We start from the raw sequence: 20,386 nt of genomic DNA, 5'->3' as shown, positions 1-20,386 counted from the left end.
GCCGCCGGCATGGAAGCACCAGAAGGTCGCGGCTCGCCTGGAGCGCCACTTCGAGGACTCCGGCCGTGAGGTGTGCCGGGGGAACGGCATCGAGTTCAACGATCGTAACTGGACGAGCTACTCGCCGGTGGCGGCGGCCTCGTCTGAGGTTCGGTGGTCGATGCGCAGGTCGGGGGCCGACTCGCGGTAGTGCTCGCGGTCGTCGGAGTCCTGCAGGAGCGCCTCGGCCTGAGCCTTCGGGTCCTCGCTGCCGGCGGCGAGCTCCTCGGGCAGGAGTTCCTCTGCGCGGCTGCTGACGCGGTCGTCGTCGATCATGCACAGGGGTTACCCAGACCATGCCTGGTTGATGCGCGTTAGGCTTTTCGGCATGACCGTCCGCGCTTCGCTTGTCCCCGGCACGCAAACACCATGGCGTCAGGTTCCGGCCTCGATCGCGCGACCCGAGTATGTGGGGAAACGCGCCCCGAGCAAGCATCGCGGGTCGGATGTGCAGACGCCGGAGATCATCGACCGGATGCGGGTCGCCAGCCGGCTCGCGGCGCAGGCGACGGCGCTGGCGGGCGAGCACGCCAAGCCGGGGGTGACCACCGACGAGATCGACCGGGTCGTGCACGAGTTCCTGTGCGACCACGGGGCGTATCCGTCGACGCTGGGCTACAAGGGCTTCCCGAAGTCGTGCTGCACGTCGCTCAACGAGGTGATCTGCCACGGCATCCCCGACTCGACCGTGATCGAGGACGGCGACATCCTCAACGTCGACGTGACCGCGTTCATCGGCGGGGTGCACGGCGACACCAACCAGACGTTCTGCGTCGGTGACGTCGCCGAGGAGGACCGGCTGCTGGTCGAGCGGACCCGGGAGGCGATGATGCGCGGCATCCGCGCCGTCGCGCCCGGGCGCCCGATCAACGCGATCGGGCGGGTCATCGAGGCGTATGCGAAACGCTTCCAGTACGGCGTGGTGCGTGACTTCACCGGGCACGGCATCAACGAGGTGTTCCACACGGGGCTCTACGTGCCGCACTACGACAACCCGCGGGTCACCACGATCATGGAGCCCGGCATGACGTTCACGATCGAGCCGATGATCACGCACGGCACGCACGACTACGACATCTGGAAGGACGGCTGGACGGTCGTCACCAAGGACCGCAAGTGGACGGCGCAGTTCGAGCACACCATCGTGGTGACCGAGGACGGCTACGAGATCCTGACCCTGCCGTGACCGGTCCGGTGTGCAGCGGAGCGCAGGTCACGTGACGCATCCCGCATCGCAGGATGCGCATCATCATGCGGACGTGTCCGGTGGGTGGCTGCGGGCGGCGGTGTTCGGGGCGATGGACGGGCTCGTCACCAACATCGCGCTGATCGCCGGGGTCGGCGGCGGCGGGATCGCGCCGCGCACGATCGTGCTCACCGGCACGGCCGGGCTGGTCGCGGGGGCGATCTCGATGGGGCTCGGCGAGTTCACCAGCGTCCGCGCGCAGAACGAGCAGATCGCCGCGGAGGTCGCCAAGGAGCGGCGGGAGCTGACGCGCTTCCCGGAGGAGGAGGCCGCGGAGCTCGCCCGGATCTGGCAGGGCCGCGGGCTGCCCGCCGACCTCGCGATGCAGGTCGCCTCCACGCTGGGGCGCGACATCGACGAGGCGGTCCGGGTCCACGCGCAGGAGGAGCTCGGGGTCGACCCGGATGACGCGCCCAGCCCGTGGGTCGCGGCCGGGTCCTCGTTCGCGTGCTTCTCGGTCGGGGCGCTGGTGCCCCTGCTGCCGTATCTGCTCGGCGGCACGAGCCTGTGGCCGGCGCTGGCCGCGGGCGGCGCCGGGCTGTTCGTGGCCGGGTCGCTGATCTCCCGGTACACCCGCCGGCGCTGGTGGGCTTCGGGGGTCCGGCAGCTGCTGCTCGGAGCGGCGGCGGCCGGGGCCACATATCTGGTCGGAAAGCTCATCGGGGTGTGAGTGACCTGGCCCGTCCGGGAAGGTGGTGGTCTTCCCGGACGGCAGGGCTCACGAGACGGTTGTCGTTAACGACGCGGCTGCATCGTCGGACCGGCCCAAGCGGTGCGGCGCATGTCGGTCTCCTCTCGTTCGGACGCTCGTGGCGTGATGCAACGATCGTCGCGGAGCGGACACGTCCGTGGCGTCCTGCGCCCTTGCGATGGCACGCTTTCGGGAGTACCGGAGGTTTCAGATCCCGCGCAGGCGGAATATCCGGATTTCTCGCCCCTCGGCCCGTTCCTGGTACGTCCGGTACGCGGGCCAGTTGGCGGTCAGCACCTCCAGCAGCCGGGCGCGTTCGCCGTCGCGTACCAGCTCCGCGGTGGCCTGCAGCTCCTGGTTCTTCCAGGTGATCGCGCAGCGGGGATCCGCCAGGAGGTTCGCCGTCCAGGCCGGGTGGTGCGCCTGGCCCCAGTTGGAGCCGATGACGATGAAGTCGTCGCCGTCGCGGACGAACAGCAGCGGCTGGGAGCGGGGCTGCCCGGACTTGCGGCCGGTGGTGGTCAGCAGCAGCGTGGTGACGCCGGCGGCGTTGATCGGCACGATGCGCCCCTTGGAGCGCCGCTGGAGCCACCGGTCGAGCCGCACGATGCGCCGGGCCGCCGCGGCGAACCACGGCTTGTGCCCGAGCCGCTTGACGATCCTGCCGAGCATCTAGACCTTCCCGGGGAACGCGCTGGTCAGCGGGGTCGTGCCGGCGACCTGGCGCAGTGCGGCGCCCCGCGCGGCGCAGTCGACCAGCGCGTCGAGGGCGAGCCGGCGCACCTCACCGGCGGTCGGCGGCAGCGCCAGGCGCCACTGCGCGGCCGTGCGGTCCTCGACCATCGCGAGGAGCTTCAGCGCCGAGGTGCGGTCGGTGACCGGGAACGGCAGCGCGTACGCGGGTGCCGCAGGCGGCGGCGTGACCCCGGCGCCGGACAGCCGGACGACCAGGGCGTCCCGGCGGGTGCGGTGGGCGGCGTCGGCGGCGCGGGCCAGGCCGACGGTCCCTGCGTCGAGCTTGGCGCCGGCCGTGCCGTAGGCGTAGATCGCGGCGTGCTCGGCCTGCAGCGCCGCCACGAGCCGCTCGTCGGCGGGGGTCGTCATGCGGGGCCTCCGGCCGGCGTCCCGGCAGGCATCCCGGCCCGGGTCGCTGTCATGTGAGCACCTCCACGTGGGCGGCGCGGCAGGCGGCGATCGAGCCGAGCAGGGCCGCGCGGTAGGACGGGGCGGCCAGGCAAGCGGTGGTCGCGTCCTCCTGGCCGGTCTTCTCCAGCCCGGCGAGCTCCTTCACCGCCGCCGTCTGGTCCTGGACGACCGGGCCGGCCGACGCGCTCGCCGCCGGCATCGGGCCGTGCTCGTCGAGGCCGACCTCGCGGGCGAGCGCGACGACGTGCGCGGCGTGGTTGTCCTTGAGCGGGCCGAGCCGGTCCTGCAGCGCCGGGAACGCGGCGAGGACCTCCACGTAGCGGTCCCGCAGCGCGACGGTGCGGGTGAGCAGCGGCAGCAGCACGTCCGGCGCGGGATGCCAGGTTGCCGCGGAACTCTTCGGAATGTCGCAGGCGGTGAGGGTCGTCATTGCCGCTGCGGCGGCGGCGAGGACGGCTCTGCGGGAGGACACGCGCACAGTGAACACTATCCAGCCCTTTTTCGGTGTACACGACCCACCGCCGACGCGCCCGGTGGAGCACAGTCGCGGCCCGGTGGGAGCGCCGCCGGAACACCGGAGGTCACCGCGCGTTACGCTCTGCGGAGAGCCGCCCGCGCATGCCGTCGCAGGCGGCGTGAAGCCGTGCGCCCGTCGGGGCGGTGCAGAAAGAGGTGTCGATCATGGCTCAGCAGCGGGATCGCCGCGTCGGCGGTTCGCGGGATGCTGGAGCCCGCGACGCCGGTGCGCACCGCGAGCGCCTGCGCAAGGTGGTCGAGCCCGTCGTGGTGGCGGCCGGCTACGACCTGGAGGACCTCGACGTCAGCCGGGTCGGGCGGCGCCACCTGCTGCGGGTCGCGGTCGACAGCGACAAGGGCGTCGACCTGGACGCGGTCGCGGAGGTGTCGCGCGCGGTCTCGGCCGCGCTGGACGAGGCCGAGGCGGCCGGTGACGAGCTCATCGCGGGGGAGTACGAGCTGGAGGTCGGCTCCCGCGGGGTCGACCGGCCGCTCACCGAGCCGCGGCACTGGCGGCGCAACCGGACCCGCCTGGTGCTCGTCGAGGTCGCCGGCAAGCCGGTGACCGGCCGGGTGACGGCGGTGACGGAGACCGGGGTGACCCTGGACGTGGAGGGCGCCGCGCAGACGGTCGCGTTCGCGGACCTGGGCCCCGGCAAGGTGCAGGTGGAGATGAAGCGGCTCGCCGAGCTGCCTGAAGACCTGGACGAAGACGACGACCTTGATGACGACGACGAGGAAGGGGAGGACGAGGCGTGAACATCGACCTGGCGGCGCTCCGCGCGCTGGAGCGTGAGCGGGAGATCCCGTTCGAGACCATCCTCGCGGCGATCGAGACCGCGTTGCTGACCGCATACCGGCACACCGAGGGGGCCAACCCGCACGCCCGGGTCGAGATCGACCGCAAGACCGGCACGGCGTCGGTCCTCGCGCAGGACCTCGACGACGACGGCACGATCGTGCGGGAATACGAGGACACCCCGCACGACTTCGGCCGGATCGCGGCGATGACGGCCAAGCAGGTCATCCTGCAGCGGCTGCGCGAGGCGACCGACGAGGCGCACTTCGGCGAATATGTGGGACGCGACGGTGACCTGGTCACCGGCGTGATCCAGGCGCACGACGCCAGGACCGAGAAGGGCATCGTCTCGATCGACCTCGGCAAGATCGAGGGGCTGCTGCCGGCCGCCGAGCAGGTCCCCGGCGAGCGGTACGAGCACGGTCAGCGCATCAAGTGCATCGTGGTGCACGTGGTGAAGGGCTTCCGCGGGCCGCAGGTGACGCTGTCGCGCTCCCACCCGAACCTGGTGAAGCGGCTCTTCGCGCTGGAGGTCCCGGAGATCGCCGACGGGACCGTCGAGATCGCCGCGATCGCCCGCGAGGCCGGCCACCGCACCAAGATCGCCGTGCGCACGACGGTCTCCGGGGTCAACGCCAAGGGCGCCTGCATCGGCCCGATGGGGCAGCGGGTCCGGGCCGTCATGAGCGAGCTGCACGGTGAGAAAATCGACATCATCGACTGGTCGGACGATCCGGCCCAGTTCGTCGGAAACGCACTTTCGCCGGCGAAAGCGCTCAACGTCGAGGTCGTCGATGCGGGCAACCGGGCCGCCCGGGTGACCGTCCCGGACTTCCAGCTTTCCCTGGCCATCGGGCGTGAGGGCCAGAACGCGCGGCTCGCCGCGAGGCTCACGGGCTGGCGCATCGACATCCGCCCGGACAACGCCGCGGACGCCGGCGTCGATCACGTCACGGGACCGGGCGCGGCACAAGCCGAAAGCGCAGGGTAGACTTCTTGTCGGTACGTCGCACGCCCCCGGTACGCACCTGTGTGGGTTGCCGGAAGCGCGCGTCATCCTCCGAATTACTGCGGTTTGTCGCGATCGAGTCCGGCCCTGACCAGTTCCTGGCCGTTCCTGATCCGGCCCGCAGACGGCCGGGCCGGGGAGCGCACCTGCATCCCGATCCGGCTTGCCTGGCGCTAGCGGAGCGTCGGCGCGCCTTCGGGCGTGCTTTGCGCCTCGCCGGAGTCCTGGACACCGGTCCGCTGGCCGAAGCCGTCGCCCAGGCGGCGGCATTGGAGCAATCGCAGTGATCGGAACCGCCGATGGTGGGCGCGTGATCGCCCCACCCGGACACGCAAGGTAGGACGACGGACATGAGCACACGATGAAGTCCCTGAGATGACCAGGCTTCAAGTGCACGAGTGAGGTCGGCGCGGACCTATGCCGCCCGGCCTCGAGGTGAGGAGTTCAGTGGCAGGCAAGGCCCGCGTACACGAGCTGGCAAAAGAGCTCGGGGTCGAGAGTAAGACCGTGCTCGCGAAGCTGCAGGAGCTTGGCGAATACGTGAAGTCCGCATCCAGCACGGTTGAGGCGCCAGTGGCGCGCCGGCTGCGAGCGAGCTTCGAATCCGGAGGGTCCGCACCAGCGCCCTCGGCTTCTCCTGCGCCGGCATCGTCGGCTCCTTCGGCAGCGCCCGTGCCCTCGGCACCGCGTCCGAACCCGGCAGTCCCGGCAGCCAAGCCCTTCGCGCCCCCGAAGCGGCCACAGCCGCCCGCGGGCGGTGGCTCAGGAGGCGGGCCCGGCCCGCGTCCCGGTCCGCCGCGCCCGGCGCCCGTGGTCAAGCCGACGAGCGCGCACGACATCGAGGTGGCGGCCGCCGAGCAGCGTGCCGCCGCACTGAAGGCGGACCAGGAAGCGGCCATGAAGGCCGCCAAGGAGGCCCGCCAGCGGGAGACCACCCGGCGTGAGTCGGCGCCGCCGCCCAGCGGTGGCGCACCTTCGCCCGGCCCGCGTCCCGGTCCGGCGTCGCCGGCACCCCAGGCGGGTGCCGCGCCGGCCCCCGGTGCTCCACGTCCCGGCCAGGGCCACGTCCCGGCGGCGCACGTCCGCCGGCGCGTTCCCGGGCAACAACCCGTTCGGCGTGTCCGGCGGCGCTCCCACGCGCCCGTCGCCCGCCGGCAACATCCCGCGGCCGAACCCGTCCGCGATGCCTCCGCGGCCCAACCCCGCGTCGATGGGCGGCCCCGGCCGAACCCGTCGCAGATGCCGAGCCAGCGTCCGGGTCGCCCGGCCGGTGGCCCCGGTGACCGTCCCGGTCGTCCGGGTGGTCCCGGTGGCGGCGGCGGTGGCTTCCGTGGCGGTCCGGGCGGTGGCGCCGGCGGTGCCGGTCGTCCCGGTGGTCCCGGTGGCGGCGGCGGTGGCTTCCGCGGCGGTCCTGGTGGCGGCGGCGGTGGCGGTGGCTTCCGTCCCGGTGGCGGCGCAGGCGCCGGTGCCGGCGGCGGTTTCCGCGGTGGTCCTGGTGGCGGCGGCGGCGCGCCCGGCGCGGGCGTCGGCGGTGCCGGTCGTCCTGGTGGCGGCGGTGCCGGTGGCCGCGGTCGCGGTGGCGGTGCGGCGGGTGCCTTCGGGCGTCCCGGCGGCCGGCCGACCCGTGGCCGCAAGTCCAAGAAGCAGCGCAGACAAGAGTTCGACAACCTGTCCGCGCCGACGATGGGCTCGGGCGCTCCCAGGGGTCAGGGTCAGACGATCCGGCTGCCGCAGGGTGCCTCGCTGTCCGACTTCGCGGACCGGATCAACGCCAACCCGGGCTCGCTCGTCCAGGAGATGTTCAACCTGGGCGAGATGGTGACGGCGACCCAGTCGTGCACCAACGAGACCCTGGAGCTGCTCGGTGAGCACCTGGGCTTCGTCGTCAGCATCGTCAGCCCCGAGGACGAGGACCGCGAGCTGCTCGCGCGCTTCGACATCGACCTCGATGCCGACGTCGACGAGGAGCGCCTGGTCATCCGGCCGCCGGTCGTGACCGTCATGGGTCACGTCGACCACGGTAAGACCAAGCTGCTCGACGCGATCCGCTCCACCAACGTCGTGGCCGGCGAGGCCGGTGGCATCACCCAGCACATCGGTGCCTACCAGGTGCACGTGCCGCACGGCGAGGACGGCATCGACCGCGCGATCACCTTCATCGACACCCCGGGTCACGAGGCGTTCACCGCCATGCGTGCCCGTGGTGCGCAGGCCACGGACATCGTGGTCCTGGTGGTCGCGGCCGACGACGGCGTCATGCCTCAGACGATCGAGGCGTTGAACCACGCCCAGGCGGCAGAGGTGCCGATCGTGGTCGCGGTCAACAAGATCGACAAGGAGAACGCCAACCCGGCGAAGGTCCGCCAGGAGTTGACGCAGTACGGCCTCGTCGCCGAGGAGTACGGCGGCGAGACCATGTTCGTCGACATCTCCGCGAAGAGCCGCATCAACATCGAGGGTCTCCTCGAGGCAGTGCTGCTCACCGCCGACGCCGCGCTCGACCTGCGCGCGCCGATCGACGGTCCGGCGCAGGGCATCGCGATCGAGTCGCACCTCGACCGCGGCCGTGGTCCGGTCGCCACCGTGCTGGTGGAGAAGGGCACGCTCAACGTCGGTGACTCGATCGTCGCCGGCCGTGCCTACGGGCGCGTCCGGGCGATGCTCGACGAGAACGGCAAGCCCGTGCCGTCGGCGGGACCGGCCCGTCCGGTCCTGGTGCTCGGTCTGACCTCGGTGCCCGGCGCCGGCGACACGTTCCTCGCCGCCGACGACGACCGCACCGCGCGCCAGATCGCCGAGCAGCGGCAGGCTCGCCGCCGCGCGGCCGAGATGGCCTCGCGCACCGGCCGGGTCACGCTGGAGAACCTGTTCGACCAGCTCAAGGAGGGCGAGAAGACCACGCTCAACCTCATCCTCAAGGGTGACGGTTCGGGTTCGGTCGAGGCGCTCGAGGACGCACTGGTCAAGATCGTCGTCTCCGACGAGGTCCAGCTCCGGATCATCCACCGGGGCGTGGGCGCCGTCACGCAGGACGACGTCAACCTGGCGAGCGCGTCCGACGCGATCGTCATCGGGTTCAACGTGCGGGCCGAGGGTCGCATCCGCGAGCTGGCCGACCGCGAGGGCGTGGAGATCCGGTACTACACCGTCATCTACCAGGCCATCGAGGAGATCGAGACCGCGCTCAAGGGCATGCTCAAGCCGATCTACGAAGAGGTCGAGCTCGGCTCGGCGGAGATCCGCGAGGTCTTCCGCTCGTCGCGCTTCGGCAACATCGCAGGCTGCATCGTCCGCACCGGGCTCATCCGGCGTAACAGCAAGGCGCGCCTGCTCCGCGACGGGGCTGTCATCTCCGACAACCTCACCATCGCGGGCCTGCGGCGCTTCAAGGAAGACGCCACCGAGGTCCGCGAGGGCTTCGAGTGCGGTATCACGCTCGGCAACTTCAACGACATCCAGCTCGGTGACGTCATCGAGACCTGGGAGCTGCGGGAGAAGCCGCGCGGCTGATGCCGCAGAGCTGAGAAGGGCCGCCGCGGGTTTTCCCGCGGCGGCTCTTTCTTTGATGTTGCGCTGCGGCGTACCGTCAGATCTGTCATGAGCCTCATCTGGTGGTCGATCGAGGTCCGCGACGGGGAGGTGCCCGCGCGGCAGTGGCGCGACGCCTGGTCCGAGTCGCTGCTGGAGGCCGCCGTCACCCACGGCGCCCGTGACTTCATCTGGCAGGCCGAGCCGTTCGGGGTGGTGCTGGAGCTCGGCTTCGCCGAGACCGGCGACTGGGACCGCTTCCGGCACCTGCCGGCGGTGGTGGCCGCCATCGACGCGATCGACCCGCGCACGGTGTATGTCTATCCGGGCCGTGGCGGCAGCGCCGGTGCCGGGCTGCCGCGCCGCACTCCCGGCCCGATCGTGCGCGACGCCGCGCCGCTGCCGGTCACGCCGGCCCCGTTATTGGTGGCCAGCCTCTCCTAGAGTCGTTAGGATCTTGGGCCGTGTATACCGGAACCGCGGTCTTCGACATGCTCCTGCCCGGTGACTCCCGTTCGCTGAAGGCCAAGCGTGCCTACGTGCGGCCGCTCGTCGCATATCTGCGCAAGTTCGAGGTGTCCGTCGCCGAGGTGGGCGCCCTCGACCTGCACGGACGCGCCGAGGTCGGCGTCGCGGTGGTCGCCTCGGAGGCCGCCCACGTGCGTGAGGTCCTGGACGCCATCGAGCGGGCGGTCGCCGGCCGGCCCGAGATCGAGTTGCTCTCCGTGCGCCGTCGGCTGCACGGTGACGATGACGAGTAGTCCTGTGTTCTGCGAGCGGCCGCCAGGTCGCGTCGCGGGTACTGTCAGAGCGTTGGTCAGATCGTTTTGGCTGCGGAGGTGTTCGAGATGACGGATCCGGCAAAGGTGCGCCGGCACGCGGAGCGCGTGAAGGAGCTCGTCGCATCAGTGGTGCGGACGCAGGTCAAGGACCCCCGGCTGGGCATGATCACGATCACCGACGCGCGGATCACCGCCGATCTGCGTGAGGCGACCGTGTTCTACACGGTGCTCGGTGACGCGACGGCACAGTCGGGCACGGCGGCGGCGCTGGAGAGCGCCAAGGGACTGATGCGGTCCACCGTCGGCAGGGCCCTCGGGCTGCGCCACTCGCCGAGTCTCGCGTTCGTGCACGACGACGTGACCGAGCACGTGAAGCACATCGACGACCTGCTGGCCACCGCGCGCAGCGCCGACGCCGAGGTCCAGCGCCGGGCCGCGGGGGCGCACTACGCGGGCGACGCCCAGCCCTACAAGCTCGAGGACGACCTGGAGATCGGAAGCGACGACCTGGCGGGGGCCGAAGGCGCTGACGACGAGGTCGTCGTCGGCCAGGACCGGCGGTGACCCTCGGGCAGGCCGTGCGACCGTCGCCCGGGGAGTGGGCCGCAGCGGTCTCCGCGCTGCGCGGCCTGCCCCCGGGCGCCCGCGTGCTGCTCGCGTGTCACGTCAACCCCGACGGTGACGCGCTGGGCAGCATGCTCGGCTTCGCGCTCGGCCTGCGCCGCTTCGCCCCGTCGCTGCTGATCGAGGCGACCTTCCCCGGCCCGATGGTCGTGCCGGCGCCCTTCGACGAGCTGCCGGGCGCGTCGATGCTGGTGCCCGCGAGCGCGGTGGCCCTGCCCGACGCGATGCTGGTCTTCGACGCGGCCAGCATCGAGCGGCTCGGGGCCCTCGCCGCGATCCTGACCTCCACGCCGGTCGGCATTGTGCTGGACCACCACGCGTCCAACGCCGGCTTCGGCGCCATCAACCTCATCGACCCCTCCGCGGCCGCGACGTCCGTGGTGGCCGAGGGTCTGCTCAGCCGCCTGGGCGTGCCGCTGGACCCCGAGATCGCCGAGTGCCTCTACGTGGCCCTCGCCACCGACACCGGCTCGTTCAAGCACGGCTCGACCACCCCGGCGGTGCACGAGCTCGCGGCCCGGCTCATCGCCACCGGCATCCCCGTCGGCGACATCTCCCGCCGCCTGTTCGACACCCGGCCCTACGGCGCGGTCCGGCTCTTCGGCGTCGCCCTGGCCCGCACCGCCTTCGAGCCGGCCGGCGGGCTCGGCCTCGCGTGGACGTATGTGACGCTCGACGACCTCGCCGAGTTCGACCAGCCCGCGGGCGCCGTCGAGGCGCTCATCGACTCGGTGCGCTGCGTCGCGGAGGCCGACATCGCGTGCGTGGTGAAGCCCGTCGGCCCGGGGGAGTGGTCGGTCTCGCTGCGCAGCAAGGGCGCCGTCGACGTCAGCCGCGTCGCGGTCGGCCTCGGCGGCGGCGGGCACCGCTTCGCGGCCGGGTTCAGCGCCTCCGGCACCGTCGAGGGCGTCATGGACTCGATCCGTGCCGCGCTCGCCGACCGGGTCGTCCTCGTGGATCAGGGTTAATCCAGGGCTGACATCGGTAGCACGCGAGATGGTTATGCGGTGACAATCGATGCATGGACCGACCTGAGCTGGTTGCGGAGGTCGACCGGGTTTGGGCCCGTCCGGTCGTGCTGGCACCGGTCTTCGCCCTGATCGCCCTCGTGGGCGGGGCGCTGCCGTCGTTCTCCCTGCGGGCCAACCTGCTCGTCCTCGGCGCCGGAGGCGCGCTGCTGTGGCTCGGGATGTCCGCCGCGGTGCCGAAGCGCACCTCGCCGGCGCGGCTGCCCAGGGCCTCGGCGTGGTGGCTGCTGCCGATCGGGCTCTTCGCGGTCGTCGAGGGCGTCACGTTCCTGATCGGCTCGCGGGCCTATCCGACGCTGTCCCGGCTGGCGGACCCGCTGCTGGAGCACTACCTCGCCCGTGCCGCCGCGTACTTCGGCTGGCTGTGGGCGTTCTGGGCGATGGTGCGGCGATGACCGGCCGGCGGAGCACCACGGGGGAGACGGCATGACCCTTGCGCAGGCGGGCATCGCGGCCGCGTTCACCGTGACGCTGGGACTCTTCGCCGCGGTCGAGATCGCGGCCCGGCGGGAGGGCTCGCGGGTGCCGACCCTCGGCGAGGTCTGCGGCGTCGTCATGCGCTACCGGGTCGGCCCGCTGCCGGTCGGGCGGATCGCGATGTTCGGCTTCTGGTGGTGGCTCGGCTGGCACTTCCTGGCCCGCTGACGAGCTTGCTGACACGACCGCCGGGGAGCCCGCTGACGTGCATCCGACAGGTAAACCCGCAGGTAACAACGTCCAGATCGCGGGATGACGTCGCACATCGTGGAACTGAACGATAACTTAGTCGCCATGCGCATCGTACGAATTCTTCGCCGCCCGTCCCGGGCCTGACCGCTTCCAGCGGAACCCGGCGGCGGGCGTCCACGGCCCAGTTCACAACAGCCGCCGTCAGCGAGGAATCAGATGCGCAAGACCCACCGATCCACGTTTCAGACCGACACCACCCATCGTCGGTCTCCTGGTCGTGCGTTGGCGTGGCCGCCGGTGACCCCGGCGTCCCTGCGATCGGACCGTCAACACACCAACCGCGCCGTCAGTCGCGTCACCAGTCAGGAGACCAGTGTCATGCCCGAGCAGCCGAAGCCCCAGCCCAAGCCGCAGGAGTCCACCCCCGACACGCGCGAGCGCGCCCGTGCCGCCCTGCAGATGTCGATGGACCGCCGGGGCTGATCACCTTTGTAAGTAGCGCGTAGGAGGTTAACTCCTTACGCTGTCGCGGTGACCGTGATGCGTCGTGTCGCCGCCCTCGCCCTGCCGGCGCTCGTGGTGCTGGCCGCCGAGCCCCTCTACGTCCTGGTGGACACGGCGGTCGTCGGGCACCTGGGCCGCGAGGAGCTGGGTTCCCTGGCCATCGGTGGCCAGGTCATGGCGCTCGCCGTGTGGCTCGGCACCGTGCTCGCCTACGGCACGACCGGCCGCGCCGCGCGCCGCTTCGGCGCCGGCCAGCGCGAGGCCGCGGTCTCCGAAGGCGTCCAGGCGTCCTGGCTGGCCCTCGCCGGCGGCGTCGCCATCATGGTGACCCTGGAGCTGGTCGCCGGGCCGCTGACCCGCGCCATCGCCGGGTCGCCGGGCCCCGGTCGCCGACGGCGCGGCCGACTGGCTGCGCATCGCCGCCCTCGGCGCGCCCGGGCTGATGCTCGGCACCGCCGGCAACGGCTGGATGCGCGGCGTGCAGGACACCCGCCGCCCCCTGTACTACGTCCTCGGCGCCAACGTGCTGTCCGCCGTGCTCTGCCCGCTGCTGGTCTACCCGCTGGGCCTGGGGCTGGAAGGCTCCGCCGTCGCGAACGTCGTCGCCCAGAGCGCCGTCGGCCTGCTGTTCGTGCGGGCGCTGCTGACCGAGCGCGTCCCGCTGCGCCCGCACCTCGACGTGATCCGCCACCAGCTGACGCTCGGCCGGGACCTGCTGCTGCGCGGCGCCGCGTTCCAGGCGTGCTTCCTGTCCGCGTCGGCGGTCGCGGCCCGCTTCGGCACCGCCAGCCTCGCCGCGCACCTCATCGCCATCCAGCTGTTCTTCTTCACCGCACTCGCCCTCGACGCGGTCGCGATCGCCGCGCAGTCCCTCGTCGGCGCCGCGCTCGGCGGCGACCGCGCCGACGAGGCGAAGCTGCTGGCCCGCCGCATCACCACCGCCGGCCTCGTGTCGGGCATCGTGTTCGCGTTCCTCGTCGCGGCCGCCCTGGCGACCGTGCGGCCCTGGTTCGGCGCCGATCCTCAGGTGTACGCCGAAGCAAAGACCGCCTGGTGGTGGTTCGTCGCCATGATGCCCGCCGCGGGCGTCGTCTTCGCCCTCGACGGCGTCTTCCTCGGCGCCGGCGACATCCGGTACCTGCGCAACCTGACCCTCGTGTCCGCCCTCGGCGGCTTCCTGCCCGGCATCTGGCTGGCGTACCTGCTCGACGGCGGCCTGCGCGGCGTGTGGATCGCCCTGTGCCTGTTCATCGCGCTGCGCCTGGCCGGCCTGCTCTGGCGCCTCGCCGGCGACAAATGGGCCGTGGTCGGCGCCGTGCGTTGACATACTGCGCACCGTGGATGCACGACTGACACCCGCGCAGCTCGAAGCGCTCGCCCACGTCAGGGCCGCGAGCGGTGCCCGCACCGACCCGCTCGACGCGGTCGTGACGATCAACTTCCATCCGGACCGGATCGACGCCGGTGGCCGCAGCGTCGTCGAAGGGCTCCTCGCCGACGGCCGGTTCCGCAGCCAGTTCGAGACCGGCATCTCCAACGGCGGCCTGACCGCCCACCCCGGCGGCGACCGTGACCGCTGGGAGGAGCGCATGTTCGGCGGCGCCTACCAGCGGCCCGGGGTCGTGCCCGCGGACCGCCCCAAGTACGGCGCCCTCGACCTGGGCCGCCACCCCGCCGGCGCCGCCCGCCGCTTCGGCTCCGCGCACCTGCGCCTGCGCCCCGAGGTCAACGCCCGCGCCACGTTCACCCTGGGGGACAGCTTCCACGAGCCGGCCGAGGCGGGCGTGTTCGACGCGTTGTCGCCGGTACTGGCCGGCCTCACCGACCATCTCACCGCCGCCGGACCGCTCGACGACTACGTCGAGGCGCAGGTTCACGGCCCGGTCGACCTCGCCCGCGACGTCGAGGCGCTCGTCCTCGACGACAGTTTCGCCGGCCGCCTGCCCGCGGCGGAGCTGCTCACCGCCCGCTTCGACATCAAGCTCGAGTGGCGGGCCGGGTCGCGCCTCGCACCCGACGAGGTGCCCGAGGAATTCCGCGGCCCCGAGATGCGCCCACTCGCGGTGCTGCTGTGCGAGCGCTACTCGCGGCCCCTCCTCGACGCCGAGCTGATCGGCCGTGCCGCCCGCGACGTCGTCACCGCACCCGGGGAGTGGGCGGCGTGGGGGACGCCCGCCGCGACGCTGCAGCTGCTCAAGTACCTGTGGCACATCCTCGCCTGGCACGGCCGTTAGGCTGACCGGTCGTGGCGCAGAAGGCAGTGACGCAGGGCGGGCTGGTCGTGGTCGACAAGTCCGGCGGGATGACCTCGCACGACGTGGTGTCGCGGATGCGGCGGCTGGCGAGGACGCGCCGGGTCGGGCACGGCGGGACCCTGGATCCGATGGCGACCGGGGTGCTCATCATCGGCGTGGAGAAGGCGACCCGGCTGCTCACGTACGTGATCGGCAGCACCAAGGAGTACCACGCGACGATCCGGCTCGGGCAGGCGACCGTCACCGACGACGCCGAGGGCGAGGTCGTGTCCACAGTGGACGCGAGCGCGGTCACCGACGGCGACGTGCACGCCGGGCTCGAGCCGTTGCGCGGTGCGATCCTGCAGGTGCCCAGCGCGGTGTCGGCGATCAAGGTGAACGGGGTGCGCTCGTACCACCGCGTCCGCTCCGGCGAGGAGGTCGAGCTGCAGGCCCGGCCCGTCACCGTGTCGCGCCTCGACGTGCTGGCGATCCACCGCTCGCCCGGATGGGTGGACGTGGACGTGGACGTGGCGTGCTCGTCCGGTACCTACATCCGCGCGCTGGCCAGGGATCTCGGCGCCACGCTCGGGGTCGGCGGCCACCTGACCGCGCTGCGCCGCACCGCCGTCGGCGCGTTCACCCTCGCCGAGGCCGCCACCCTGGACGAGCTCGCCGAGCGGGAGGACCCGGTCACGATGCCGCTGCCGGCCGCCGCCGACCGGTGCTTCCCCCGGCGTGACGCGGACGAGGTGGAGGCGAAGACGCTGTCGCACGGCGGTTCGCTCGCCCCGATCGGCGTCGCCGAGCCCTACGCGGTGTTCGCCCCCGACGGCACCGTCCTGGCGATCGTCCGGGAGAAGGACGGCCGGGCGCGCCCGGAGATCGTGCTCGTGCCCTAAGCCGTGCGGATCCGCAGGCCCGCAGGGGTGCGGGCCGAGCGGGTCCGCAGCTCGTCGAGGTGTGCGACGTTGAAGTCGGCGCCGGGGACGCTGCGCAGTCCCGCCACCACGCCACCGGCCGCCTTCCCCGCCAGTACACCGGCGACCGCGTCCTCCACGACGAGGCTGTGTCGGGGGTCGACGCCGAGCTGGGCGGCGGCGCTCAGATAGCCCTCCGGGTGCGGCTTCGCCCGCTGGATCTCGGAGATCGTCACCAGCACCTCCGGCGGGGTGATGCCGGCGGCGCCGAGCCGGGTCAGCGCGAGGTGGCGGTCGGCCGAGGTGACGACCGCCCACGGCACGCCCCAGTCGTCCAGCGCGGCGAGCAGGTCCAGCGCGCCGTGCGCCGGCACCACCCCGTCGAGGTCCGCACGCTCCATGTCCAGCAGCGCCGCCGCGTCCGCGGCCTGCTCGCCGGGCGACAGCCACGGCGCCAGCTCGGGGATCGTCTCGCGGGCCGGGCGGCCGGGGGTGACCCGCATGACCAGGTCGTGCTCCAGGCCCCGGCGGGTGGACCAGTGCAGCCAGGTCCGGGCCACCACCGCGTCGGAGTCCACGAGCGTGCCGTCCATGTCGAAGAGCACCGCGGTGACGTCTGCCATGAAGCCGATCCTGCCTCGGCGCTAGGCTCGTGGGCATGCAGCGGTGGCGGGGAACACAGGCGGCGCCGGGTGGCTGGGGCCGCGCGGTCACCACGATCGGCGTCTTCGACGGCGTGCACCGGGGGCACCAGCAGGTGATCGGGCACGTCGTGAAGCGGGCCGGGGAGCTGGGCGTGCAGTCGGTCGTGCTGACGTTCGACCCGCACCCGTCGGAGGTGGTGCGGCCAGGGTCGCACCCGGCGGTGCTGAGCGAGCCGTCCCGCAAGGCGGAGCTGATCGAGGCGCTCGGGGTCGACGTGCTGTGCGTCATCCCCTTCACGGTGGAGTATTCGCACCTGTCACCCGAGGCCTTCGTCCACGACGCGCTGGTCGAGCACCTGCACACGGCGCTGGTCGTGGTGGGGGAGAACTTCCGGTTCGGCCACAAGGCCGCCGGCGACCTGCAGCTGCTGCACCGCCTCGGCCGCACGTTCGGGTTCGGGGTGGAGGGCGCGCCGCTGGTCGCCGACGAGGGCACGGTGTTCTCCTCGACCTACATCCGGGCCTGCGTCGACGCCGGCGACGTCGTGGCCGCGGCCCGCGCGCTCGGCCGGCCGCACCGCGTCGAGGGTGTCGTCGTGCGCGGCGACCAGCGCGGCCGTGAGCTGGGCTTCCCCACGGCCAACCTGCTGACGTCGCCGAACGCCGCGATCCCCGCCGACGGCATCTACGCCGCCTGGGTCACCCGCGACCGGGACCGGACGCCTCACCCGGCGGCGGTCTCCATCGGCACCAACCCGACGTTCTCCGGCAAGGAGCGGCGGGTCGAGTCCTACATCCTCGACTTCGCCGGCGACATCTACGGCGAGCGGATCGCCGTCGACTTCGTCGAGCGCCTCCGTGAGCAGCGGGTGTACACCGGCATCGAGCCGCTGATCGAGCAGATCCGCGAGGACGTCGCACAGACCAGACGGTTGCTGGACCGGCCCGTCTGTTAGCCTTGTATCGACGCCGGGTGACCGGCGGGGGTCAGGCTGCCTGCACGACGCCGCGGGGCCGGCCTTCATGAAGATCCAACCTCTAAGGGAGAACATGGCGCTCGACTCTGCGCAGAAGACCGAGATCATGGGCAAGTACGCGACCGTCGAAGGGGACACCGGCTCGCCGGAGGTCCAGGTCGCGATGCTGACCAAGCGGATCGCGGACCTCACCGAACACCTCAAGCTGCACAAGCACGACCACCACAGCCGGCGCGGCCTGCTGCTGCTGGTCGGCCGTCGCCGCCGCCTGCTCAACTACCTGCAGCGCAGCGACATCGCCCGCTACCGCTCGTTGATCGAGCGGCTCGGCCTGCGGCGATAACGACTGATGCGTTGGGGAGCGGCGTGCATGCGTCGCTCCCCTTCGTGTAGTGACACACTGGTATGAAGCAACGCCCCGCCCGAGCGCGTCGGCGCACCGGTCCTCGGTAGTGGCTTCCGGGCAGATCAGCCCCGTGAGCTTCGATCGAAGACCGGCCGCAGACAGCTCCGCCTGGGCGCACCACAACCCGAAGGAGCACCACACCACATGACCGAGCAGAGCACTCTCGGTACGCATTTCAGCACCGCGGTCATCGACAACGGCGCGTTCGGCACCCGGGAGATCACGTTCTCCACGGGTCGCCTGGCGCGGCAGGCCGCCGGTTCGGCGCTTGCCCAGTTGGGCGAGACCGTCGTGCTGTCGGCGACCACGGCCGGCAAGACCCCGAAGGACCAGTTCGACTTCTTCCCGCTGACGGTCGACGTCGAGGAGCGGATGTATGCCGCGGGCCGCATTCCCGGCTCGTTCTTCCGCCGCGAGGGTCGTCCCAGCGAGGACGCGATCCTCACCTGCCGGCTGATCGACCGGCCGCTGCGCCCCAGCTTCGTCAAGGGGCTGCGCAACGAGGTCCAGGTCGTCGAGACGATTCTCGCCCTCGACCCGGCCCACCCCTACGACGTCGTGGCGATCAACGCCGCCTCGCTGTCGACCAAGCTGTCCGGCCTGCCGTTCTCCGGCCCGATCGGCGCCACCCGCATGGCGCACGTCGACGGCCAGTGGATCGCGTTCCCGACGCTCGAGGAGCTCAGCCGCGCCACGTTCGACATGGTCGTCGCCGGCCGGACCCTGCCCGACGGTGACGTCGCGATCATGATGGTCGAGGCCGAGGCGACCGAGCACACCGTGGCGCTGATCGCCGGCGGCGCGCCCGCGCCGACCGAGGAGGTCGTGGCCGGTGGCCTCGAGGCCTCCAAGCCGGCCATCCGCGAGCTGTGCCGGGCCCAGTCCGAGCTCGCGGCGGTCGCCGCGAAGCCGGTCCAGGAGTTCCCGACCTTCCTCGACTACCAGCCCGACGCCTACGAGGCCGTGGCCGGTGCCGTCAAGGAGGAGGTCTCCGAGGCGCTGCGCATCTCCTCCAAGGCGGAGCGCGAGGAGGCCCTCGACCGGATCAAGGAGGCCGCCTTCCAGCGCCTCGCCGGTGCCTTCGAGGGTCGCGAGAAGGAGGTCGGCGCCGCGCTGCGTTCGCTGACCAAGAACGAGGTCCGCGCCCGGGTCCTGCGCGAGCAGGTCCGCATCGACGGCCGTGGCCCGCGTGACATCCGTCCGCTGACCGCCGAGGTCCAGGTGCTCCCGCGGGTGCACGGCTCGGCGCTGTTCGAGCGCGGCGAGACCCAGATCCTGGGTGTCACCACGCTGAACATGCTGCGCATGGAGCAGACGCTGGACACCCTGGCGCCGGAGAAGTCCAAGCGCTACATGCACAACTACAACTTCCCGCCCTACTCGACCGGTGAGACCGGCCGGGTGGGCTCGCCCAAGCGGCGCGAGATCGGCCATGGCGCGCTCGCCGAGCGGGCCCTGATCCCGGTGCTGCCGGCCCGCGAGGAGTTCCCCTACGCGATCCGTCAGGTCTCCGAGGCCCTCGGCTCCAACGGCTCCACGTCGATGGGCTCGGTCTGTGCCTCGAGCATGGCGCTGCTGTCCGCCGGTGTGCCGCTGAAGGCGCCGGTCGCCGGCATCGCCATGGGCCTCATCTCCGACGAGGTCGACGGCAAGACGGAATACGTCACGCTCACCGACATCCTCGGTGCCGAGGACGCGTTCGGCGACATGGACTTCAAGGTCGCCGGCACCCGTGACTTCGTGACCGCCCTGCAGCTGGACACCAAGCTCGACGGCATCCCGTCCGACGTGCTGGCCGGTGCCCTGCAGCAGGCCCACGACGCGCGGCACGTCATCCTCGACGTGATGGCCGAGGCGATCGAGTCGCCGGCCGGCATGAGCCAGTACGCGCCCCGCGTGACCACGGTCCGCATCCCCGTCGACAAGATCGGCATGGTGATCGGGCCGAAGGGCCAGACCATCAACGCGATCCAGGACGAGACCGGCGCCGAGATCAGCATCGAGGACGACGGCACGATCTACGTCGGCGCGACCAACGGCCCGTCGGCCGAGGCCGCGGTCGAGCGGATCAACGCGATCGCCAACCCGACGATGCCGAAGGTCGGCGACAAGTTCCTCGGCACGGTGGTGAAGACGGCCGCGTTCGGCGCCTTCATCTCGCTGCTGCCCGGCCGCGACGGCCTGCTGCACATCTCCAAGGTGGGCAACGGCAAGCGCGTCGACCGGGTCGAGGACTTCCTCAACGTCGGTGACAAGGTCGAGGTGCAGATCGCGGACATCGACAACCGCGGCAAGATCTACCTCGACAAGGTGCTGACCGAGGCAGAGGCCGCCGCCGCGGCCGAGGCTGCCGCGGCCGGTGGCGGCGCGTCGGCCTCCGGCTCGGGCGACCGGCCGTCCGGCCGGGACCGTGGCGGCGACCGCGGCGGTGACCGTGGGCCGCGTTCGCGCGACCGTGGTGACCGCGGCGACCGTGGTGACCGTGGGCCGCGTCAGGCGTCCGCGGACACCGCGCCGTCCTCACCCTCGGCTCCGTCCACGTCCTCGTCCGACGGCGAGGACGGCCCGGCCGACGGCGAGGACGGCGGCGAGTTCCGTCGTCGGCGCAACCGGCACAGCTGAAA

The 20,386-nt window shown here is 72.1% G+C and carries 21 protein-coding genes and 2 pseudogenes; 18 read left to right on the top strand and 5 right to left on the bottom strand.

Annotation, left to right across the window (positions count from 1 at the left end; translation table 11 throughout):
* Positions 1-117: 117 nt before the first annotated feature.
* A complete protein-coding gene (locus OHA72_RS64330; protein WP_327005774.1) occupies positions 118-315 on the bottom strand; it encodes a hypothetical protein in 198 nt (65 codons plus the stop codon).
* A 52-nt stretch (positions 316-367) separates the two neighbouring features.
* Between OHA72_RS64330 and map the strand changes: the two genes are divergently transcribed.
* On the top strand, positions 368-1,225 hold the full coding sequence (gene map / locus OHA72_RS64325) for a type I methionyl aminopeptidase (RefSeq protein WP_327005773.1): 858 nt from the start codon (positions 368-370) through the stop codon (positions 1,223-1,225).
* 112 nt (positions 1,226-1,337) lie between these two features.
* Entirely contained in the window at positions 1,338-1,955 is a 618-nt protein-coding gene (locus OHA72_RS64320) for a VIT1/CCC1 transporter family protein (protein ID WP_327011946.1), read from the top strand.
* A 228-nt stretch (positions 1,956-2,183) separates the two neighbouring features.
* Here the strand turns inward: OHA72_RS64320 and OHA72_RS64315 are convergent, their stop codons facing one another.
* Genes OHA72_RS64315 through OHA72_RS64305 form a run of 3 tightly spaced genes read right to left on the bottom strand, consistent with a single transcriptional unit; the run spans position 2,184 to position 3,594 of the window.
* Positions 2,184-2,648, bottom strand: a complete 465-nt coding sequence (locus OHA72_RS64315; protein ID WP_327005772.1) for a nitroreductase/quinone reductase family protein — start codon at positions 2,646-2,648, stop codon at positions 2,184-2,186.
* A complete protein-coding gene (locus tag OHA72_RS64310; protein ID WP_327005771.1) occupies positions 2,649-3,080 on the bottom strand; it encodes a DUF4439 domain-containing protein in 432 nt (143 codons plus the stop codon).
* 49 nt (positions 3,081-3,129) lie between these two features.
* Positions 3,130-3,594 carry a hypothetical protein gene (locus OHA72_RS64305; protein WP_327005770.1) on the bottom strand — a complete coding sequence of 155 codons (465 nt, stop codon included), beginning with the start codon at positions 3,592-3,594 and terminating at the stop codon, positions 3,130-3,132.
* Between the two features lie 209 nt (positions 3,595-3,803).
* Here OHA72_RS64305 and rimP point away from each other — a divergent pair, with 209 nt between their 5' ends.
* The 13 genes and pseudogenes from rimP (at position 3,804) to truB (ending at position 15,717) form a co-directional block, all read left to right on the top strand.
* Positions 3,804-4,397, top strand: coding sequence for a ribosome maturation factor RimP (gene rimP, locus OHA72_RS64300; RefSeq protein ID WP_327005769.1), 594 nt, complete (start codon positions 3,804-3,806; stop codon positions 4,395-4,397).
* Positions 4,394-5,428 (top strand): transcription termination factor NusA, encoded by a 1,035-nt coding sequence (gene nusA, locus OHA72_RS64295; RefSeq protein ID WP_327005768.1) that lies wholly within the window; start codon positions 4,394-4,396, stop codon positions 5,426-5,428. Before rimP ends, nusA begins: the two co-directional genes overlap by 4 nt.
* 5 nt (positions 5,429-5,433) lie before the next feature.
* The gene (locus OHA72_RS64290; protein WP_327005767.1) at positions 5,434-5,733 is read left to right on the top strand and encodes a YlxR family protein; all 300 of its coding nucleotides are present in this window, start codon (positions 5,434-5,436) and stop codon (positions 5,731-5,733) included.
* A 160-nt stretch (positions 5,734-5,893) separates the two neighbouring features.
* A pseudogene (gene infB, locus OHA72_RS64285) lies at positions 5,894-8,956 on the top strand (translation initiation factor IF-2).
* An 87-nt stretch (positions 8,957-9,043) separates the two neighbouring features.
* The gene (locus OHA72_RS64280) at positions 9,044-9,418 is read left to right on the top strand and encodes a hypothetical protein (RefSeq protein ID WP_327005766.1); all 375 of its coding nucleotides are present in this window, start codon (positions 9,044-9,046) and stop codon (positions 9,416-9,418) included.
* A gap of 20 nt (positions 9,419-9,438) precedes the next feature.
* Positions 9,439-9,735: a DUF503 domain-containing protein gene (locus tag OHA72_RS64275; RefSeq protein ID WP_327005765.1), complete on the top strand. Its 297-nt coding sequence runs from the start codon at positions 9,439-9,441 to the stop codon at positions 9,733-9,735.
* Positions 9,736-9,822: 87 nt separating this feature from the next.
* Positions 9,823-10,320 (top strand): 30S ribosome-binding factor RbfA, encoded by a 498-nt coding sequence (gene rbfA, locus OHA72_RS64270; RefSeq protein WP_327005764.1) that lies wholly within the window; start codon positions 9,823-9,825, stop codon positions 10,318-10,320.
* Positions 10,317-11,348 (top strand): DHH family phosphoesterase, encoded by a 1,032-nt coding sequence (locus tag OHA72_RS64265; RefSeq protein ID WP_327005763.1) that lies wholly within the window; start codon positions 10,317-10,319, stop codon positions 11,346-11,348. Before rbfA ends, OHA72_RS64265 begins: the two co-directional genes overlap by 4 nt.
* Positions 11,349-11,401: 53 nt before the next feature.
* Positions 11,402-11,803: a hypothetical protein gene (locus tag OHA72_RS64260; protein WP_327005762.1), complete on the top strand. Its 402-nt coding sequence runs from the start codon at positions 11,402-11,404 to the stop codon at positions 11,801-11,803.
* Positions 11,804-11,834: 31 nt separating this feature from the next.
* A complete protein-coding gene (locus OHA72_RS64255; RefSeq protein WP_327005761.1) occupies positions 11,835-12,053 on the top strand; it encodes a DUF6186 family protein in 219 nt (72 codons plus the stop codon).
* A 564-nt stretch (positions 12,054-12,617) separates the two neighbouring features.
* Positions 12,618-13,905 (top strand): annotated as a pseudogene (locus tag OHA72_RS64250) (MATE family efflux transporter).
* Positions 13,906-13,918: 13 nt separating this feature from the next.
* On the top strand, positions 13,919-14,815 hold the full coding sequence (locus OHA72_RS64245) for a DUF3626 domain-containing protein (protein WP_327005760.1): 897 nt from the start codon (positions 13,919-13,921) through the stop codon (positions 14,813-14,815).
* A gap of 68 nt (positions 14,816-14,883) precedes the next feature.
* A complete protein-coding gene (gene truB, locus OHA72_RS64240) occupies positions 14,884-15,717 on the top strand; it encodes a tRNA pseudouridine(55) synthase TruB (protein WP_327011945.1) in 834 nt (277 codons plus the stop codon).
* On the opposite strand, the gene OHA72_RS64235 is transcribed toward truB, so the two are convergent.
* On the bottom strand, positions 15,714-16,358 hold the full coding sequence (locus OHA72_RS64235) for an HAD-IA family hydrolase (RefSeq protein ID WP_327005759.1): 645 nt from the start codon (positions 16,356-16,358) through the stop codon (positions 15,714-15,716). The two genes, truB and OHA72_RS64235, sit on opposite strands and share 4 nt — an antisense overlap.
* A gap of 35 nt (positions 16,359-16,393) precedes the next feature.
* Between OHA72_RS64235 and OHA72_RS64230 the strand changes: the two genes are divergently transcribed.
* The 3 genes from OHA72_RS64230 to OHA72_RS64220 all read left to right on the top strand — a co-directional run bounded on the left by OHA72_RS64230 (position 16,394) and on the right by OHA72_RS64220 (position 20,384).
* Positions 16,394-17,335: a bifunctional riboflavin kinase/FAD synthetase gene (locus OHA72_RS64230; protein ID WP_327005758.1), complete on the top strand. Its 942-nt coding sequence runs from the start codon at positions 16,394-16,396 to the stop codon at positions 17,333-17,335.
* Between the two features lie 94 nt (positions 17,336-17,429).
* Positions 17,430-17,699 carry a 30S ribosomal protein S15 gene (gene rpsO, locus OHA72_RS64225; RefSeq protein WP_203846174.1) on the top strand — a complete coding sequence of 90 codons (270 nt, stop codon included), beginning with the start codon at positions 17,430-17,432 and terminating at the stop codon, positions 17,697-17,699.
* A 207-nt stretch (positions 17,700-17,906) separates the two neighbouring features.
* A complete protein-coding gene (locus tag OHA72_RS64220; RefSeq protein ID WP_327005757.1) occupies positions 17,907-20,384 on the top strand; it encodes a polyribonucleotide nucleotidyltransferase in 2,478 nt (825 codons plus the stop codon).
* Positions 20,385-20,386 lie beyond the last annotated feature (2 nt).

It is taken from the genome of Dactylosporangium sp. NBC_01737 (assembly GCF_035963215.1).
GTDB lineage: Bacteria > Actinomycetota > Actinomycetes > Mycobacteriales > Micromonosporaceae > Dactylosporangium.
This window is presented reverse-complemented; position numbering and strand designations above follow the sequence as displayed.

What these genes read in the sequence shown, in the direction of transcription:
- OHA72_RS64330 (WP_327005774.1), bottom strand. Translation starts at nt 315, where the DNA reads ATGATCGACGACGACCGCGTCAGCAGCCGCGCAGAGGAACTCCTGCCC.
- map (WP_327005773.1), top strand. Translation starts at nt 368, where the DNA reads ATGACCGTCCGCGCTTCGCTTGTCCCCGGCACGCAAACACCATGGCGT.
- OHA72_RS64320 (WP_327011946.1), top strand. Translation starts at nt 1,338, where the DNA reads ATGGACGGGCTCGTCACCAACATCGCGCTGATCGCCGGGGTCGGCGGC.
- OHA72_RS64315 (WP_327005772.1), bottom strand. Translation starts at nt 2,648, where the DNA reads ATGCTCGGCAGGATCGTCAAGCGGCTCGGGCACAAGCCGTGGTTCGCC.
- OHA72_RS64310 (WP_327005771.1), bottom strand. Translation starts at nt 3,080, where the DNA reads ATGACGACCCCCGCCGACGAGCGGCTCGTGGCGGCGCTGCAGGCCGAG.
- rimP (WP_327005769.1), top strand. Translation starts at nt 3,804, where the DNA reads ATGGCTCAGCAGCGGGATCGCCGCGTCGGCGGTTCGCGGGATGCTGGA.
- OHA72_RS64280 (WP_327005766.1), top strand. Translation starts at nt 9,044, where the DNA reads ATGAGCCTCATCTGGTGGTCGATCGAGGTCCGCGACGGGGAGGTGCCC.
- rbfA (WP_327005764.1), top strand. Translation starts at nt 9,823, where the DNA reads ATGACGGATCCGGCAAAGGTGCGCCGGCACGCGGAGCGCGTGAAGGAG.
- OHA72_RS64260 (WP_327005762.1), top strand. Translation starts at nt 11,402, where the DNA reads ATGGACCGACCTGAGCTGGTTGCGGAGGTCGACCGGGTTTGGGCCCGT.
- OHA72_RS64255 (WP_327005761.1), top strand. Translation starts at nt 11,835, where the DNA reads ATGACCCTTGCGCAGGCGGGCATCGCGGCCGCGTTCACCGTGACGCTG.
- truB (WP_327011945.1), top strand. Translation starts at nt 14,884, where the DNA reads ATGACCTCGCACGACGTGGTGTCGCGGATGCGGCGGCTGGCGAGGACG.
- OHA72_RS64235 (WP_327005759.1), bottom strand. Translation starts at nt 16,358, where the DNA reads ATGGCAGACGTCACCGCGGTGCTCTTCGACATGGACGGCACGCTCGTG.
- OHA72_RS64230 (WP_327005758.1), top strand. Translation starts at nt 16,394, where the DNA reads ATGCAGCGGTGGCGGGGAACACAGGCGGCGCCGGGTGGCTGGGGCCGC.
- rpsO (WP_203846174.1), top strand. Translation starts at nt 17,430, where the DNA reads ATGGCGCTCGACTCTGCGCAGAAGACCGAGATCATGGGCAAGTACGCG.
- OHA72_RS64220 (WP_327005757.1), top strand. Translation starts at nt 17,907, where the DNA reads ATGACCGAGCAGAGCACTCTCGGTACGCATTTCAGCACCGCGGTCATC.